Origin of the sequence: Yoonia maricola (assembly GCF_002797915.1) — a bacterium.
Taxonomy (GTDB): domain Bacteria; phylum Pseudomonadota; class Alphaproteobacteria; order Rhodobacterales; family Rhodobacteraceae; genus Yoonia; species Yoonia maricola.
This window is the reverse complement of the sequence record NZ_PGTY01000001.1, coordinates 1,813,695-1,829,163: the sequence shown is the minus strand read 5'-3', so window position 1 is coordinate 1,829,163 and position 15,469 is coordinate 1,813,695. Positions and strand designations below refer to the sequence as shown.

Annotated in this window: 18 protein-coding genes; 4 read left to right on the top strand and 14 right to left on the bottom strand. The window is 57.0% G+C overall.

The genetic code is table 11. The annotated features are described in order from the left end of the window. The first annotated feature begins 4 nt into the window (after positions 1-4). Positions 5-382, top strand: a complete 378-nt coding sequence (locus BC777_RS09235) for a MerR family transcriptional regulator (RefSeq protein WP_211095346.1) — start codon at positions 5-7, stop codon at positions 380-382. 162 nt (positions 383-544) lie between these two features. On the opposite strand, the gene BC777_RS09230 is transcribed toward BC777_RS09235, so the two are convergent. The 6 genes from BC777_RS09230 to BC777_RS09205 all read right to left on the bottom strand — a co-directional run bounded on the left by BC777_RS09230 (position 545) and on the right by BC777_RS09205 (position 6,757). Further along, positions 545-2,998: a GcvT family protein gene (locus BC777_RS09230; RefSeq protein ID WP_100367768.1), complete on the bottom strand. Its 2,454-nt coding sequence runs from the start codon at positions 2,996-2,998 to the stop codon at positions 545-547. A 14-nt stretch (positions 2,999-3,012) separates the two neighbouring features. Beyond that, positions 3,013-3,396: a GFA family protein gene (locus BC777_RS09225; RefSeq protein WP_100367767.1), complete on the bottom strand. Its 384-nt coding sequence runs from the start codon at positions 3,394-3,396 to the stop codon at positions 3,013-3,015. A gap of 8 nt (positions 3,397-3,404) precedes the next feature. Further along, a complete protein-coding gene (locus BC777_RS09220) occupies positions 3,405-3,971 on the bottom strand; it encodes a helix-turn-helix domain-containing protein (RefSeq protein ID WP_245834215.1) in 567 nt (188 codons plus the stop codon). A gap of 103 nt (positions 3,972-4,074) precedes the next feature. Next, on the bottom strand, positions 4,075-4,527 hold the full coding sequence (gene msrC, locus BC777_RS09215) for a free L-methionine (R)-S-oxide reductase MsrC (RefSeq protein ID WP_100367765.1): 453 nt from the start codon (positions 4,525-4,527) through the stop codon (positions 4,075-4,077). A 4-nt stretch (positions 4,528-4,531) separates the two neighbouring features. Then, complete coding sequence (locus BC777_RS09210) at positions 4,532-5,590, bottom strand: alcohol dehydrogenase family protein (RefSeq protein ID WP_100367764.1); 1,059 nt, start codon at positions 5,588-5,590, stop codon at positions 4,532-4,534. A gap of 12 nt (positions 5,591-5,602) precedes the next feature. After that, entirely contained in the window at positions 5,603-6,757 is a 1,155-nt protein-coding gene (locus tag BC777_RS09205) for an acetyl-CoA C-acyltransferase (protein ID WP_100367763.1), read from the bottom strand. A gap of 189 nt (positions 6,758-6,946) precedes the next feature. On the opposite strand from BC777_RS09205, the gene BC777_RS09200 reads away from it, so the two are divergent. Next, positions 6,947-8,521, top strand: a complete 1,575-nt coding sequence (locus BC777_RS09200) for a gamma-glutamyltransferase family protein (protein WP_100367762.1) — start codon at positions 6,947-6,949, stop codon at positions 8,519-8,521. Positions 8,522-8,658: 137 nt separating this feature from the next. Here BC777_RS09200 and BC777_RS09195 read toward each other — a convergent pair whose 3' ends face one another. From BC777_RS09195 to BC777_RS09185, 3 genes are all read right to left on the bottom strand, one after another. Then, positions 8,659-9,357: an alpha/beta fold hydrolase gene (locus tag BC777_RS09195; protein ID WP_168769117.1), complete on the bottom strand. Its 699-nt coding sequence runs from the start codon at positions 9,355-9,357 to the stop codon at positions 8,659-8,661. A 168-nt stretch (positions 9,358-9,525) separates the two neighbouring features. After that, complete coding sequence (locus BC777_RS09190; protein ID WP_100367760.1) at positions 9,526-9,918, bottom strand: hypothetical protein; 393 nt, start codon at positions 9,916-9,918, stop codon at positions 9,526-9,528. Positions 9,919-10,030: 112 nt separating this feature from the next. After that, positions 10,031-10,561 carry an NADPH-dependent FMN reductase gene (locus tag BC777_RS09185; RefSeq protein WP_100367759.1) on the bottom strand — a complete coding sequence of 177 codons (531 nt, stop codon included), beginning with the start codon at positions 10,559-10,561 and terminating at the stop codon, positions 10,031-10,033. An 87-nt stretch (positions 10,562-10,648) separates the two neighbouring features. Between BC777_RS09185 and BC777_RS09180 the strand changes: the two genes are divergently transcribed. Beyond that, the gene (locus BC777_RS09180; protein WP_245834213.1) at positions 10,649-12,316 is read left to right on the top strand and encodes a thiamine pyrophosphate-binding protein; all 1,668 of its coding nucleotides are present in this window, start codon (positions 10,649-10,651) and stop codon (positions 12,314-12,316) included. Then, complete coding sequence (locus tag BC777_RS09175; RefSeq protein ID WP_100367758.1) at positions 12,313-12,780, top strand: NUDIX hydrolase; 468 nt, start codon at positions 12,313-12,315, stop codon at positions 12,778-12,780. The genes BC777_RS09180 and BC777_RS09175 overlap by 4 nt, the downstream gene beginning before the upstream one ends. On the opposite strand, the gene bluB is transcribed toward BC777_RS09175, so the two are convergent. The 5 genes from bluB to cobO are packed head-to-tail and all read right to left on the bottom strand — an operon-like array spanning position 12,749 to position 15,398. Further along, entirely contained in the window at positions 12,749-13,372 is a 624-nt protein-coding gene (gene bluB, locus BC777_RS09170) for a 5,6-dimethylbenzimidazole synthase (RefSeq protein ID WP_100367757.1), read from the bottom strand. The genes BC777_RS09175 and bluB overlap by 32 nt on opposite strands. After that, a complete protein-coding gene (locus tag BC777_RS09165; protein WP_100367756.1) occupies positions 13,373-13,732 on the bottom strand; it encodes a Lin0512 family protein in 360 nt (119 codons plus the stop codon). Then, positions 13,732-14,076: a Lin0512 family protein gene (locus BC777_RS09160; protein WP_100368081.1), complete on the bottom strand. Its 345-nt coding sequence runs from the start codon at positions 14,074-14,076 to the stop codon at positions 13,732-13,734. Before BC777_RS09160 ends, BC777_RS09165 begins: the two co-directional genes overlap by 1 nt. Before the next feature lie 17 nt (positions 14,077-14,093). Further along, positions 14,094-14,759: a YrbL family protein gene (locus BC777_RS09155; protein ID WP_100367755.1), complete on the bottom strand. Its 666-nt coding sequence runs from the start codon at positions 14,757-14,759 to the stop codon at positions 14,094-14,096. A gap of 24 nt (positions 14,760-14,783) precedes the next feature. After that, the gene (cobO, locus tag BC777_RS09150) at positions 14,784-15,398 is read right to left on the bottom strand and encodes a cob(I)yrinic acid a,c-diamide adenosyltransferase (protein ID WP_100367754.1); all 615 of its coding nucleotides are present in this window, start codon (positions 15,396-15,398) and stop codon (positions 14,784-14,786) included. Positions 15,399-15,469 lie beyond the last annotated feature (71 nt).

The window sequence follows — 15,469 nt, the reverse complement described above, 5'->3', positions numbered from 1 at the left end:
GGAGATGATTGAGATGCAAGCGAAAGAAGCTGCCGAGCGCCTAGGGATCACACAACGCATGTTGCGCCACTATGAAAACGAAGGACTGCTGGATGTGGGGCGCACGCTTAACGGTTATCGCAGCTACACAGAAGTTGACCTCAGACGCGCTGGTCGCGTCCGCGACTTTATTGCGACGGGCTTTTCTACGCGCGAAATCCGCGCCATGAGCGCATGCCTGTCGGACGAGGGTGCTGGTCCGTGCGAAGGCGGGCTAGAAAAACTGAAAGAGAAGCTGGAGCATATCGATAGGCTTCGGGCGGAACTTGACGAGAAGCGAAGCGCTGTAATGGACAGGCTCGCCACCCTGCAAAACGGTCTTGCCACCGTAAGCAGTCGTTGACCTTAGCCTATAGCGTACTCAGGGTTTGGTGTGTGTCAGAAATACATGATGTTTCGGTCAGTGTTGCGTGATTTGCCCGTTGATCCGCCTCAGAAAACTGAGCCAATCGGGTCAAACATCTCTGACGCTCTACATATTTCATCTTCAATGACGCCATCAGCGTCACGCGCGGATCCGTTCGTTTTGCGGATCCCAAAGCGGTTGATCCTCTTGGATTGTCGCTGTGTAACGTTCACCATAAATTTCAACTTCGACCTTGCCGCCGGGGGTATTCACGTCAGAGCGTAGCATGCCCAAAGCGATGGATTTGTTCACGCGGAAGCCCCAGTCGCCCGAAGTGGTTTCGCCAACCTTTTCATCACCCACCCAGATAGGCGACATGTAAGGCGCATCCGCCGGGCCGGGATTGTCGATGGTCAGCGTGGCAAAGCCTTGCTTGCGTCCCTGCTGTTTTTCACTCAGCAGCGCGGCCTTGCCGGGGAAATCCTGGGGTTTGTCGAATTTGATGAACCGCTCCATCCCGCCTTCCAGAAGGGTGTAGTCCGTGGACAGGTCACCCTTCCAGGCGCGATAGCCTTTCTCAATCCGCAGTGCATTCAGCGCGAACATGCCAAATGGTGTTGCACCAGCGGCCAGCACAGCGTCATAAAGCGCAGGCATCTTGTCCATACGGGCGTGGATTTCCCAGCCCAGCTCACCAGCAAAGCTGACGCGGGCCAGTTTGCAAGGGGTGCCAGCCACGGTCGCAGATTGATGCGTCAGCCAACCCGAGGTCAGGTCAGCGTCAGTACCCATCGCGGTGAACAGATCACGCGCTTTCGGCCCTGTCACGATCAGGGTCGAGAAGTCCCGTGTGATATCCGTCAGGGTCAGACCCTTAGGCAGATACTTGTCCAGAATGTCATAGTCATGCCACTGGGCCGAAGCTGCGGTGATCAGCGTGAAATGATCCTCTGCATGGCGGATCAACGACATCTCCGTCAGGATACGGCCTTGGCTGTCTGGGAAGTAGGCCAGGTTCATCCGCCCGATCTTGGGCAGCGCGCCCGCGATCATGCCACGCAGGAATTCCGCCGCACCTTCACCGGTCAGATTGAAACGGGAAAAGCCGGGCAGGTCGAGAACGCCAACACCGTCGCGAACAGCTTCGCACTCTTCCTTCACGCGGATTTGCCATGGGCCTTCACGTTCCCAAGTCTCGGTTGCTTCCGTGGACGTATCGTCACCATCTTTGGCGAACCAGTTCGCACGCTCCCACCCATTATAGGCACCCATCTGACCACCCAATTCACGGACCTTCGCATCCACCGGAGACAGCTTCTTATCGCGTCCAGCAGGCCACATTTTGTGGGGGAAATGCATGCCGTATTCATGGCCATACGTCTCCAAGGCCTTGGCGTGGCAGTAATTGTCATCCGCATAGTCAGTGTAACGACGTGGATCGACAGACCACATATCCATCTCGGTCTCGCCTTCGACCAACCACTCGGCCATGACCTTGCCTGCACCACCACCTTGGACGATGCCGAAGGTGAACGAATGCGCCTCGAACGCATTTTTCACGCCGGGCATTGGGCCGATCATCGGCAAGCCATCGGGGGCATAAGGGATCGGACCGTTGATGTTGCGACCAACGCCGCCAGTGCCCAAGACTGGCACACGCTCCATCGCGTCCTCTATATACCACTCCAGACGATCCAGATCGTCTGGGTATAGCTGGAAACTAAAGTCATGCGGCATGGGATCTTCGGGTGTGACCCAATGTGCCTTACAGTTCCGCTCATAGGGTCCAAGGTTCAGACCATTTTTATCCTGCCGCAGATAATAGGATGAGTCCACATCGCGGATCATCGGGGTCTTTTTACCGTTTTCCTTGGTCCAGGCTTTGATTTCGTCAATTTCCTCGGTCAGGAAGTATTGGTGAGACATGACCGTCAACGGCACGTCGCGGCCACCAAACGGCTTGAACCACTCACCCACGCGGGCCGCATAGTAACCTGCGGCGTTCACGACCTTCTCGCAGGTAATGTCGCCCTTCTCGGTATGGACGATCCAATCACCACTGTCTTTTTGTGTCACACCTGTCGCAGGACAGAAGCGTTCGATCCGAGCACCCAGATCACGGGCACCTTTGGCCAGCGCTTGGGTCAGCTGCGCTGGGTCGATATCACCATCCAGTGGGTCCCACAGGACGGCAGACAAATCATGTGTCTCAACAAACGGGTTGTAGGTCTTAACCTCATCGATGCCGATCATCTCAAGCGGCAGGCCCATTCCTTTGGCCTGTCCCGCAACGCGCTCAAATTCCTGCCGACGCTCTTTCGTGTGGCCTAGACGCAAAGCACCGGTCACATGATAATTCATCGGATAATCAACTTCATCCGCCAGCGACCGATACATCTCCAGCGAATAGCGCTGCATGTTCATGACGGCCCAGTTCGGGGCAAAGTTCGGGCAGTTACCCGCTGCATGCCATGTTGATCCTGCGGTCAGTTCGTTCTTTTCCAGCAACACGCAATCGGTCCAGCCCATCTTGGCCAGATGATACAGGGTGGACACCCCTACGACACCGCCACCAATAATCACAACGCGCGCAGTTGTTGGAAAGTCAGCCATGATGTTTGCCTTCTCTAGTCGGGGATGTGCGGGGCATCATCCGGGATGGTGTAATAATCGCCAGCATCGGCGGTAAAGATATGCTTACCAGCGGTCATGCCCGTGGGCAGGTCAAGCGAACCTGCGGCAATGCCCAGGTGATTTGCGCCAACCGGCTGATAAAACAGGCTGGAACCGCAATTTTTGCAAAAGCCACGGCGCGCATCTTTCGATGACTGAAACCAGCTCAGCCCATCATCGCGTGTAAAGGTTACATCGGCTATATCCGCGCGGGTCGACGCCCAGTAGTGCCCGCTCGTGCGGCGACATTGGCTGCAATGGCAGCAGGTAACAGTGTCGCGGGCATTGGCGATCTCAAAGGCCACCGCGCCGCATTCGCAACGTCCGCGCAATGCCACGCCCGCCCCTAATAGATCGGAGGCGAGATCACCCAAATAATCTCGCATGGGGTGTCGTGCCGGTTCCACCACTGAAACTGCTCGCCACGCAGGCGGAAGCTGTCGCCCGCTTCCAGCAGAAAATGCGTGCCATCCAAGGCAACTTCAAACTGACCACTCACGATATAGCAGACCTCTTGGGTGGGGCGGCTCAGTGGCTCTGTCAAATGCGAATGCGGCGCGAAGGTCGAATGGATCACCTCAAAATCATCCGTCAGATCAGGGGACAGCAGTGCCTCGGTCAAACCGGCTGTGCGGCTGCCAATGGGCCTGCGGGCATGGGCGCGCACGACCACCCCTGCTTCATCGGGTGCGACACCGACCTGTAGAAAGCTGGAGACAGAGACATCCAAAATGGAGGCGATCCGGTTAAGGTCCGCAATGGATGGATATGACATGTCCCGCTCGACCTGGCTTAACCAGCCGACGGAGCGACCCAACGCATCCGACAGATCAACCAAAGTCATCTTGCGGGCCTTGCGAATTGCCCGTACATCAGCACCAAGCGATGGGACTGTTATACGATCGTCAGGCATGATCGCACCGTGAATTTTTTCCATAGTATTTCATATAGGACGACCCCGTCATTTCGCAAATCTTTTGCTGTCTTTGCAGCCTTTGGACACTGCCACCAAAAGTTTATTTTTCAAAGACCATTTTAAGCATCTTTTGCATCTGCGATGCGTCTGTCTGGGTAAAGATATCCGGTTGATTGCTATCAATATCAAAGACACCGATCAGCGCACCGGTGCGGTTGAATACAGGCAAGACCAATTCCGATCTGGTGCTGCTGGCGCAAGCAATATGGCCAGGGAACGCATCAACATCCGGCACAAGCTGCACCGCGCCCGTGCGGGCTGCTGCCCCGCAGACCCCACGGTCAAAAGGGATCACCAGACAGCCGTGCCCGCCCTGGTATGGGCCGATTTTCAATAATTCGGGCGCCGTCACCCGATAGAACCCCGTCCAGTCAAAGCGGTCATCGCTGTGGTGCACCTCACAAGCGACAGTGGCCATAAGGGCCACTTCATCATCTTCGTCTTCCGTCAGTGCGGCAATTGTCTGATGCAGCGTTTCATAATTGACCTGCATGGGGTTAGTTCCTCTTATCATCCGCCACCGTCAATACGACCTTGCCGGTATAGTTCTTTTCCGCAAAGGCGCGTTGGGCAGCACTGATGTCTTTGAGGGGAAAGACCGCGCCGACAAGTGGCTTGATCGCGCCGGTCTCGATCCGTTTGATCAGTTTGCCAAATACTTCTTGCTCCAGCGCGGTGCAGCCAAAGAAGCTGAGATCTTTTAGATAAAGGGTCCGCACGTCCAAGCTGACCATCGGTCCACCCACAGCACCCGCAACCGCATAGCGGCCTTTGGGGCGCAGCACGTTTAGCAAGCGTGGGAACATGTCGCCTGCCACCAGATCAACCACCACATCAATGCTATCCGCACCCAGCGTCTGAACATCATTAGCGTCCCGATCCACAACGATATCGGCACCCAGATCTCGCAAAGACTGCGCCTTGCTTGCACGGGTGATCACGGCCACCTGCGCGCCGCGGGCCTTGGCCAATTGCACAGCGGCTGACCCAACGCCGCCAGATGCGCCTGTAATCAAAACCGTTTCGCCATCGCGCAAATTGGTCCGTGTCAGCATGTTTTCCGCTGTTGAATATGAGCATGGAAAGGACGCCAGTTCCACATCACTCAAAGGGCTACTGATTGCATAGGCATGACGGGCCGCAACGGTGCAGTATTCTGCAAAACCACCATCGCATTCAGACCCAAGAAACCACGGACGCGCTAGCATTTGGCCCTGCGCATGGGTCAGGCACGGCTCTACCAGCACACGCGCACCTATCTGGGCTGGGTCCGCCCCACTGCCGACGGCCACGATATGCCCGCAGACGTCAATGCCCTGAACGCGTGGAAATCGTAACGGCGCGCCGGCCCAACTGGCATCACCCGCGTCATTGTCACCTTTCGAATACCACCCCACGCGCGTGTTGATATCGGTGTTATTGACACCCGCCGCGGCCACGCGGATCAGCACCTCTCCGGCCATTGGCGCAGGGCGAGGTAAATCTTCTCGCCACTCCAGACACTCTGGTCCGCCATGGCCGGTTAGTGCCACACCGCGCATCGTCTCTGGCTTCATTTGTGCTGTCCCCTAAACGCGCTCAATTGCGATGGCCGTACCTTCACCACCGCCAATGCAGATGGCGGCAACGCCACGTTTCAAACCGCGCGTTTCAAGTGCGTTCAACAAGGTGACGATGATCCGGGTGCCAGAGGCCCCAATGGGATGACCCAACGCACAGGCACCACCGTTCACATTCAACTTGTCGCGGGTGATATGCATCTCTTGCATGAAGGCCATCGGCACAACTGCAAAAGCCTCGTTCACTTCCCACAGGTCCACGTCATCGACGGACCAGCCGACCTTGGCCAAAAGCTTTTGCGCGGCAGGGATGGGGGCCGTGGTAAACCAGCCCGGTGCTTGGGCATGGCTGGCATGGCCTACAATCCGGGCGCGGGCGTGGCTGGCATCGCCGGACAACACCAGCGCCGCCGCCCCATCCGAGATGCTGGAGGCATTCGCCGCCGTCACTGTCCCATCCGGACGGAAGGCGGGCCGCAACGTTGGTATCTTTTCTGGCCGCGCCTTGCCGGGTTGTTCATCGCGGGTGATGACCTCTTCGCCAGTGCGGGCGTGCACGGTGACGGGGGTAATCTCGGCATCAAAGGCGCCCGACCGCTCTGCATCCAGCGCATTGGACAGCGATGCAATCGCGTATTGATCCTGCGCGTCACGGGTGAACTGATATTTTTCGGCGCAATCCTCGGCAAAGGTCCCCATCAGGCGGCCTTTGTCATAGGCATCCTCTAACCCATCAAGAAACATGCTATCCTGAACGGTCTGATGGCCAATCCGTGCGCCATTACGCATCTTGGGCATCAGGTAAGGGGCGTTCGTCATGCTTTCCATGCCGCCCGCAACAATCGTTTCAGTACCACCTAATGCAACCTGATCAAACGCCATCATCGCGGTTTTCATACCTGAACCGCACATTTTGTTGAGCGTCGTCGCAGGGACGCTGTCATCCAGCCCTGCCAGAAACCCGGCCTGGCGCGCGGGGGCTTGTCCCTGACCGGCAGGCAAGACACATCCCATCAGCACCTCATCGACGGTCTCCAAACCAGCACCGCCAAGGGCCGCCCTGATCGCCGCACCACCCAAAGTAGGTGCGCTCACGCTTGCAAAGATACCCTGAAACCCGCCCATCGGCGTACGAGCCGCGCCAGTGATGAAAACATCGTGCATGCTGAAACCTCCATCCTATTCGCAAAAGCTACGCCTCTCGGCAGCAAAGGAAAACCCCGCAATAATGATACCACAGTTCTCCTTCATGTTGGTCCGAAAACGCTCGCCCTCTCTACAAACGCGGTATCCGCCATTGCACAGACCCACTGACGCGCTAGTCTGGACACAACAGCAAATGAAAGGCCCGACATGCGCAATTTTCACTACCCAGGCCGGTCTTCTGTCTACGCCACCAATGGGATGTGCGCCACGTCGCACCCGCTGGCCGCGAAAGTCGCCGTGCAAATGATGGAAGCGGGCGGCAATGCGATGGACGGGGCCATCGCAGGGGCTGTGCTTTTGGGGCTATGCGAGCCGCAGATGACCGGGATCGGCGGGGATTGTTTTGTGCTGATGACGCCACCGGGCGAAGACCGGGTGGTGGCGTTGAATGGATCGGGGCGTGCACCTGCGGGGATTGATGCAGAGGCAATGCGCAGCAAAGGTGCGATTATCGCACCTTACACAGCCGACGCTGTCACTGTTCCCGGTGCCGTCGATGCCTTTTGCACACTATCAAAAGACTGGGGCAAGCTGGGGCTCAAAGCAGCACTTGCCCCTGCGATCCACTACGCCGAAGCAGGCATCCCCGTCGCCGAACGGGTTGCATCGGATTGGGCGCAGGCTGTGGATAACCTCTCTGGTCATGCGCGGGATCTTTACCTGATGAACAACGCCGCCCCGAAACCGGGGCAGGTTTTCCGCGCACCTGAACAGGCGCAAGTCTTGCGCCGTATCGCCATGGACGGACGCGAAGGTTTCTACGAAGGCGAAGTCGCCGAAGACATGGTCGCTACCCTGCAAGCACTGGGCGGCACCCACACGCTGGACGATTTCGCAAACACCGCTTGCGACTATACAGACCCGATCATGGGCGACTACGGCGGGTTGGACCTCTACGAGCATCCGCCCAACGGGCAGGGGGCCACCGCGATCCTGCTGCTGAACATGCTCAAACACTTCGACATCGCAGGCATGGACCCATGGGGTGCAGAGCGCGCGCACATCGAGGCCGAAGCAACCAAACTCGCCTACGACACCCGCAACCGCTTCCTGTCGGACCCCGGCTACATGACGCGGCTTGACTACATGACCTCGCCTGACACTGCCGCAAAACTCGCCGCGTTGATCGACCCCGGCAAGGCGATGCCCGCCGGACTGCCGGGGGCCGAGGCAGTGCACAAAGATACGATCTACATCACCGTCGTCGATAAAGACCGCATGTGTGTGTCCCTGATCTACTCGGTCTTCCATTCCTTCGGCTCCGGCATCGCATCGGACAAATTCGGCGTCTTGTTCCAGAACCGAGGCGCCGGTTTCACGCTGGAACAGGGGCACCCCAACGAGGTCGGCCCCGGCAAACGGCCCATGCACACGATCATCCCCGCGATGCTGAAGAAAGAGGGCAAAGTGCATATGCCCTTCGGCGTGATGGGCGGACAGTACCAATCTACCGGGCACGCGCGCTTCGTGACCAACATCACCGATTTTGGACTGTCGCCACAGGCGGCCATGGACGCCCCCCGCTGCTTTGCCGAAAGCGATGAGTTGCGGGTCGAGGATGGCTACAGCGATGCGGTGAAAGCGGAGTTGAGTGCGCTGGGCCATAACGTGGTGCGGCCTGAGACGGCGATCGGTGGGTCACAAGCGATCCTTCTGCATGAAGACGGTGTGCTTGAAGGGGGGAGTGATCCGCGTAAGGACGGGTGTGCGATCGGGTATTGATGTGCCGAGCATCAGCGGGCGGGCCCTCTCAAATCACAAGTGAGTGTCAGCAAAGCGGGACGGAGCTGCCGTTGGACTTGTCGGGCGGAATGTCCGGTTCTGATGGTTATGTTGATCAATGCTCGACAAAGATTGGATCAGGTGAGAGCCTCTGCAATAGCGGCGGCAAGACCTTCGGGGTTTTCTAAACTCATTGAGTGCCCCGCATCGCGAACCACAAGCGTTTTGATCCCGTTTTCAGTTAGGACCTCGATATCTGCGTTTGGAAGCGACCGCTGGCCGAAGATGTAACTCTTCCGTGCCGCATGCTTGTAGAAAAGTTCGCGCCAGTCTGATGCCGACCCTTCAACAAGAGATTTCGCGCCAAGATAGACCGACTTAGGATCACTAAGTCGCAAGGTTGTAGCCCAGTCCGCATTGCCAGATGCGACAGAGTGCTGGACCGTCCGCAAGTGTTTTTGACGAACATAAATGTCTTCGTTTACGCTAGCGATGTCGCGGCTGAATTGGCCGCCACCACTGTCAAGATTGGCTTCTGACAGAACCAAATGTCTGACGCGATCTTTGAGCAAACCTGCCGTTTCAATAGCGACCGTTCCACCCAAACTATGTCCGTAGAGATCGACAACATCAAAGCCAAGATGTTCCACTAGTTCGTAAATGACCTGCGCGTGGTCTTCGATCCGGTAGCCAAAGCCAGATGGCCAGTCACTGTATCCGGACCCAAAGAAGTCGACAAGAATACTATGTTTGTCTGCCAGAGGTTCAGCGGTAGCAATGCTCGGATACTCAAACGATGATGCGCAACCCAAACCATGAAGGAAGATAATTGGCACGCCGCTGCCGTTAATCTCAAGATAGCGCAACGCGCCTTTAATTCTTCGCGGATGGAATGACTTCACAGGCGGCCTTGAATTTTGCTTACAAATCAAAATACATATTTTCTATGAAGCAGCCATTGGCCGCATTGCAGAAAAGCGAAAAAGTGGGCTCAAAGCAGCCGTTCAGCCCGCCCGCAACGACCGCAAAAACAACCCAATCCCACCCACCAGCAGCACCAGTATCACGATCAGATCAAACGCGCTCATCCGGGCCAGTTGTAGCGTCATATTTGCGATCACCCCAAAGATCAGCGCAACCAAGGAAGCCCCCGCGATCCCCCAGCCAATCCAGTTCTTCGAATTGTAGAAGATCATTCCCACCCCGAACATGAACGGGATCAGGATCATGCCTGAGGTGATCGGCACCCCGCCGATCCCGAACACCCGCGCCCCGAAGCCAAAGTTCGGCCGCACCACGATCCCGTTCAGCAGCAGATAACCACCGCCGACCATCATGATCAGTCCGATCAGAAAACTGCCGGTTCCACCGTCAGATCCACCTGCGCCACGTGCCATTGAAATTCCTCGATTGTCGCTTTGGGGCAGAGTTTAGGGCCGCCCCGCCGCATTTGCCAGCCGCATCGTTGTATGTACAGGTTATGTACAGCATGTGTACGCGTTGTGTACGTCAAATGCGGGCTTTTAGCGCGTCCATCAGCTCGGTCAGCATCTTGATGTACATCTCGCCCGTCAGCTTGCCGTTTTCATCAAATTCGTTGCTGGAGTTGGCCAGCAGAACCTCCGGCCCCTGCAGGATATCAGGCCGAAATGCCATCATCGCCAGACGCAGTGAAAATTGCGCACGCTCGCCGCCCGCCCGCCCCGCCGCGGCCGACATGATCGCCACCGGTTTGCCGTTCCAGGGCCCGCCTTTCGTACGGCTGACCCAGTCCAGCGCATTCTTGAGTGACCCCGAAATTGCTTTGTTATATTCGGGGGTTGAGATGATCACGGCATCTGCCGCGGCGATCTGATCGGACAAGGTTTGTACCTTGGCAGGAACGCCGTCCGCGTCTTCTACGTCGCCGTTGTAAAGCGGCAGATCAATGTCGGCGAGGGTGAATTCATCCGCACCGAAAATGGCAGCTGCGTTGTGGATAAGAAGAGTGTTCGTCGATGCTTTTCGCAGCGAGCCTGAGATGCCAAGTAGTTTGGTCATAAATGTTCCTTTTGCTGATTTCGTCAAAGGTAGCGCCGGTTTTATCGTTGGCCAGCACAAGGCTTGCAAGGGCGCACAGACTGGCACATGCTGATCGCAATTATACAGGAGCCAACGATGGTCCGGCACGGCGGAAAGATACTGAGCGATCAACTGGTTAAGCTAGGGGTAGAGCGGGTTTTTTCGGTCCCGGGCGAAAGCTTTCTCGCCGCTTTGGACGGCCTTTATGACAGTGGTATTCCCAACATCGTTTGCCGTCAGGAAGGCGGTGCTGCGATGATGGCCGAAGCCTATGGCAAAATGACTGGCAAGCCCGGCGTTTGCTTTGTCACGCGCGGCCCCGGTGCGACCAATGCGTCCGCCGGCATCCACATTGCGATGCAGGACAGCACCCCAATGGTGCTGTTCGTGGGCCAGATTGATAATCGGCACACGGATCGTGAGACGTTTCAGGAGGTCGATTATAGGGCCGTCTTTGGCGGGCTGGCGAAATGGGTGGCGCAGGTCAACGATACGGATCGGCTGCCCGAATACATCGGACGCGCCTTTCGGGTGGCGATGTCAGGCCGTCCCGGCCCCGTGGTGCTGGCCTTGCCAGAGAATATGCTGAGTGCTGACGCAGATGTGCCAGACCTTACCATGCCGGAGGTCACTTCAACGTCGCTTTCTGCTGATACCGCCCAGATCATCTTGCATGAATTGGCTCAGTCTCAACGCCCACTTGTCGTTGTCGGCGGCCCACATTGGTCGCCACAGGCGCAGGTGGATTTGCAGGCCTTTGCTGAGAACCAACAGGTGCCAATTGCCGTGAGCTTCCGCCGTCAGGACTACATCGACAACCACCATGCGAATTACGTCGGTGATCTGAATGTCGGCATCAGCCCCAAGCTGGCCCAGCGGGTGCGCGAGGCGGATACGCTGATCCTTTTGGGCACGCGCTTTGGCGACATTGAGACACAAGGCTATACGCTGGTTGATCCGGCGGCGCCGGGAAAGCGCATTGTGCATGTCCATGCAGATGCTGATGAGTTGGGGCGGGTTTATACGCCCGATATCGCGATCACCGCGACAGCACCTGCGGTGCTACGCGCGCTGGCGAATGCAGAACATACTGGCGAATGGGCAAGTTGGACCGCAGCGGCGCGGGCAGATTATGAACAATGGCTACAGCCACAGGAAAGCCCCGGTGCTTTGAAACAAGAGGACGTCATCAAATGGTTGTCGGATCATCTGCCAGATGACGCGATCCTGACCAATGGCGCGGGGAATTACGCGGCATGGCTGCATCGCTATTTTGTTTATAAACAATACGGCACACAGCTTGCACCGACCTCTGGATCAATGGGCTACGGGTTTCCGGCAGCAATATCGGCGTCCATCGCACACCCTGACCGCATGGTGGTATGCCTTGCAGGTGATGGCTGTTTCCAGATGACCTGCAATGAGATGTCAACGGCGATCCAGCATGGTGCCAAGCCCATCGTCATCGTGATGAATAACGGCCGCTACGGCACAATCCGCATGCATCAGGAAAAGACATATCCGGGGCGCGTGTCGGGAACGGTATTGACGAACCCCGACTTCGCGGCACTTGCACGGTCCTATGGCGGGCACGGAGAACGGGTTGCGCGATCCAAGGACTTCCCGGCGGCATTCGCGCGTGCGCAGGCGGCGGGGACGGTTGCCGTGCTTGAATGTCAGGTCGATGAAGACGCCTTGGCAACCTCGCTGAACCTGAGTGACTTGAAATCGTGACCGTATGGCGACCAAGACCCACTATCCGCGTTATCGCTATCGGTCTTCATTGGCGCGATGGCCGTCTTTTGGCGGCCGAGGTAAATGATGATCAGGGTGTTGTCAAAGGCGTGCGACCACTTGGTGGTGGTGTTGAGTTTGGCGAAACCTGGCGCGATGCGCTTATTCGAGAGTTTGATGAGGAATTGAATGTGACGGTGACGGTTGCGGGCCGGCCACTTGTACTTGAGAACCTTTATGAACACTATGGCGAACAAGGGCATGAAATTGTTTTTGCCGCAGATGTTTTGTTTCCTGACGGCGCGTTCGCTGCGACGGAGATGATCCATTTCAAAGAAGATAACGGGACGCCCTGCGTTGCCCGTTGGTTTGATCTTGATGATCTTGCCGCGCGGTCCATCCCTCTTTTCCCCCTTGGCTTGGTTGAAGAGCTTAGACCTCCTGCCAGTCCGTCTGCGCGTTAGCCTGCCACGTCTTGCGGTGCAGCAGTGGCGTGTCGTCATCTGACGCAGCCTTGCCCAAACACAGATAGCCGGTCAACTGCCAGTTCTTGGGGACATCCAAACTGCGGGCAACCGCCTGCGGATCAAGGATCGACACCCACCCAACCCCAAGGTTCTCTGCACGTGCGGCTAGCCAAAGCGTATGGATCGCTGCAACCGTGGAATAAGCGAGCATTTCTGGCATCGTTTGGCGGCCTAGCCCGTGGCCTGCCTCTGGTGCGATATCCGTGAAGATGGCAAGATGTACAGGCGCTTCGCGCAGGCCCGCAAGTTTCAGGGCGTTATAGGTGGCGCGCTGATCATCTTGATAGAGTTCAGCTGCTTTGGCATTGGCCGCTTCGAAGTTACGGGTGATTTTCGTGCGCAGCCCTTCTGATTTTACATGCAGCACCCGCCATGGCCGGGCATTGCCGACCGAAGGCGCGAAATCCATCGCTTTGCGCAGCCGGTCCAAAACGTCCCGCGGGACAGGATCAGGCAAGAAATGCCGCACGTCGCGGCGCCATAGCAAGATGTCCTGCAACGCATCGCGATGGGCCTGTGAGAGTTCCATTCAGCTCTGTACCCATTTGCCCACTTGGCTGGGCAAAAACGCCTCAACCGCCGCAGTTGCAACAACGGCAGTGTCGCCTGTCTCGGCATTCGGGATATTGAGCCCACCTTTCACAACCTGCACTTGCGCATGCCCGCGCGGCAGACCAGATTTCAGCGCTTCTGGGTCGATCTGGTCCGGTTCCTGTACGCCCACAGTCACCAGCACGCGCATCTCCGTATGAGGGATGTCGATGCTCTGGAAAATCGGTAGGGTCGAATGGCGGATCGCGTCTTCAATCGCGCGGCGCGCTGCCTTTTGATAATCCATCCCGTGCAGATCATTGCCCATGCCCATTTCGATGATGATACGCTGTTCCATTACGCGCGCTCCATTTCGAACGACACGTTGATCGCCACGTTAGCAATTACGGTGGGTTTGCCATCGGGGCGGGGGATATCAAGACCGCCGTGGTGGACGGTGATGGTGGGCTGGCCATAGGGGAAGATATCCATCAGGCTTGCGGTATCAACCTGATCGGGTTCTTGTACCCCTATCTCGACGTCAATCAGCATCGCATCTTTGGGAAAGCCAAAAAGCTCGGCCATATTGATCGAATTATGCCATAGCGCATCTTGCAAACCGCGCCGTGCCGCTTGGGTATAATCCTGTCGGCGCAGGCTGGTGCCCATGCCGAATTCGGTGAGGACGCGGTGTTTGGGCATGGCTGCCTCCATCTGGTTTATTGCTGAAATTGGCGGGTGCGCTGGTCCCACGTCAACCCGGTTTTTTGGGCCAGTCGTTTGCAGCTGTCATCAAGTCCGAACCGGTTGAAATGGCGGCTCCAAGAACGGATGGATATCGCGTGGATATCGCCGAACCCATCAACAAGTACACATTCGCGGGGGCCTTGATGACCTGCAATCTGCCGATGGCCAAAAACAAAGTTGCGTGCGGTCATATCCCCGGCACGAATATCATAGGTGTAAAGGCGACGGATAGTGTCATTGAGCAGCGCGAGATCGGGTGCGGATAATGCGTGCGCGCTTGTTTTTGCCTTCAAGGTTAAACCCAAAAGACCGCCCTCAAGAACGGCGTCACTCACGCATGCCAGACCAAGGTTTGTTTGCACAAACCCGTACATATGCGAGATCGGTGGCTTTATCGGATTGGCCCATGGCCCCAACATAAGACGCAGGTATTCTTGATATTCCTTACGCGCCCAGCGCGTGCGGATGCGGGGGAATAAGCGTTCAGTCGTGGTGGCAAGCCGCGCGCGCCCTTTGGTCAACGGCACGTCGCGCAGCACTTTGAGTACTTTCTCAGGATCAGTGGGGTGGCGGTAGATTTGGCGCTGCGTTCCGCTGGCGATGAGCTGCTCTGGTAAAAGCGTCAGTATAGGGGGCATCGTGGTGATCCTGTAGCGCGGGCTTCAGAACTCTACCCCGATTTGTGCTTTAACCCCGGACCGGAACGGGTGTTTGACCAGCTCCATTTCCGTCACAAGATCCGCCAGTTCGATCAGATCTTCGTGCGCGTTACGCCCGGTCAGGACCACATGGGTCATTTCGGGCTTGTGGTCACGCAGGAAGGTCACGACTTCGGCCGCGCTCACGTAATCATAGCGGATCGCGATGTTGATTTCGTCAAGCAGGACCATGTGGTTGGTTTCATCCAAAATCAGTTCCTTGGCCTTGGCCCAGGCCGCTTGTGCCATTTCGGTGTCACGGGATTTGTCTTGGGTTTCCCATGTGAAGCCTTCGCCCATTGTGTGGAAGGCGCAGGTATCATTGAACTTTGCAAGGATCAGGTCACGTTCGCCCGTCGACATACCACCTTTGATAAACTGCACGACCGCGCATTTCATATCATGTGCGATGCAACGGAAGATCATGCCGAAGGCGGCCGAGGATTTGCCTTTGCCCTTGCCGGTGTGCACGATGATCAGACCTTTTTTGTCTGTTTTTGTTGCCATGATTTTGTCGCGCGCGGCCTTCTTCTTGGCCATCTTCATGGCATGGCGGTCATCGGTATTCTGATCGGTCATGACGGGCTCCTTTCAGTGCAGGGTAGCGGGTTGGTGGGGCAGGGGCAAAGGGTAAGGTGGATCATGATCCA

Excerpts from the sequence above, each read along its gene's own strand:
- BC777_RS09235 (WP_211095346.1), top strand. The coding sequence starts at position 5 with ATGATTGAGATGCAAGCGAAAGAAGCTGCCGAGCGCCTAGGGATCACA.
- BC777_RS09230 (WP_100367768.1), bottom strand. The coding sequence starts at position 2,998 with ATGGCTGACTTTCCAACAACTGCGCGCGTTGTGATTATTGGTGGCGGT.
- BC777_RS09220 (WP_245834215.1), bottom strand. The coding sequence starts at position 3,971 with ATGCCTGACGATCGTATAACAGTCCCATCGCTTGGTGCTGATGTACGG.
- msrC (WP_100367765.1), bottom strand. The coding sequence starts at position 4,527 with ATGCAGGTCAATTATGAAACGCTGCATCAGACAATTGCCGCACTGACG.
- BC777_RS09210 (WP_100367764.1), bottom strand. The coding sequence starts at position 5,590 with ATGAAGCCAGAGACGATGCGCGGTGTGGCACTAACCGGCCATGGCGGA.
- BC777_RS09205 (WP_100367763.1), bottom strand. The coding sequence starts at position 6,757 with ATGCACGATGTTTTCATCACTGGCGCGGCTCGTACGCCGATGGGCGGG.
- BC777_RS09200 (WP_100367762.1), top strand. The coding sequence starts at position 6,947 with ATGCGCAATTTTCACTACCCAGGCCGGTCTTCTGTCTACGCCACCAAT.
- BC777_RS09190 (WP_100367760.1), bottom strand. The coding sequence starts at position 9,918 with ATGGCACGTGGCGCAGGTGGATCTGACGGTGGAACCGGCAGTTTTCTG.
- BC777_RS09185 (WP_100367759.1), bottom strand. The coding sequence starts at position 10,561 with ATGACCAAACTACTTGGCATCTCAGGCTCGCTGCGAAAAGCATCGACG.
- BC777_RS09180 (WP_245834213.1), top strand. The coding sequence starts at position 10,649 with ATGCTGATCGCAATTATACAGGAGCCAACGATGGTCCGGCACGGCGGA.
- bluB (WP_100367757.1), bottom strand. The coding sequence starts at position 13,372 with ATGGAACTCTCACAGGCCCATCGCGATGCGTTGCAGGACATCTTGCTA.
- BC777_RS09165 (WP_100367756.1), bottom strand. The coding sequence starts at position 13,732 with ATGGAACAGCGTATCATCATCGAAATGGGCATGGGCAATGATCTGCAC.
- BC777_RS09160 (WP_100368081.1), bottom strand. The coding sequence starts at position 14,076 with ATGCCCAAACACCGCGTCCTCACCGAATTCGGCATGGGCACCAGCCTG.
- BC777_RS09155 (WP_100367755.1), bottom strand. The coding sequence starts at position 14,759 with ATGCCCCCTATACTGACGCTTTTACCAGAGCAGCTCATCGCCAGCGGA.
- cobO (WP_100367754.1), bottom strand. The coding sequence starts at position 15,398 with ATGACCGATCAGAATACCGATGACCGCCATGCCATGAAGATGGCCAAG.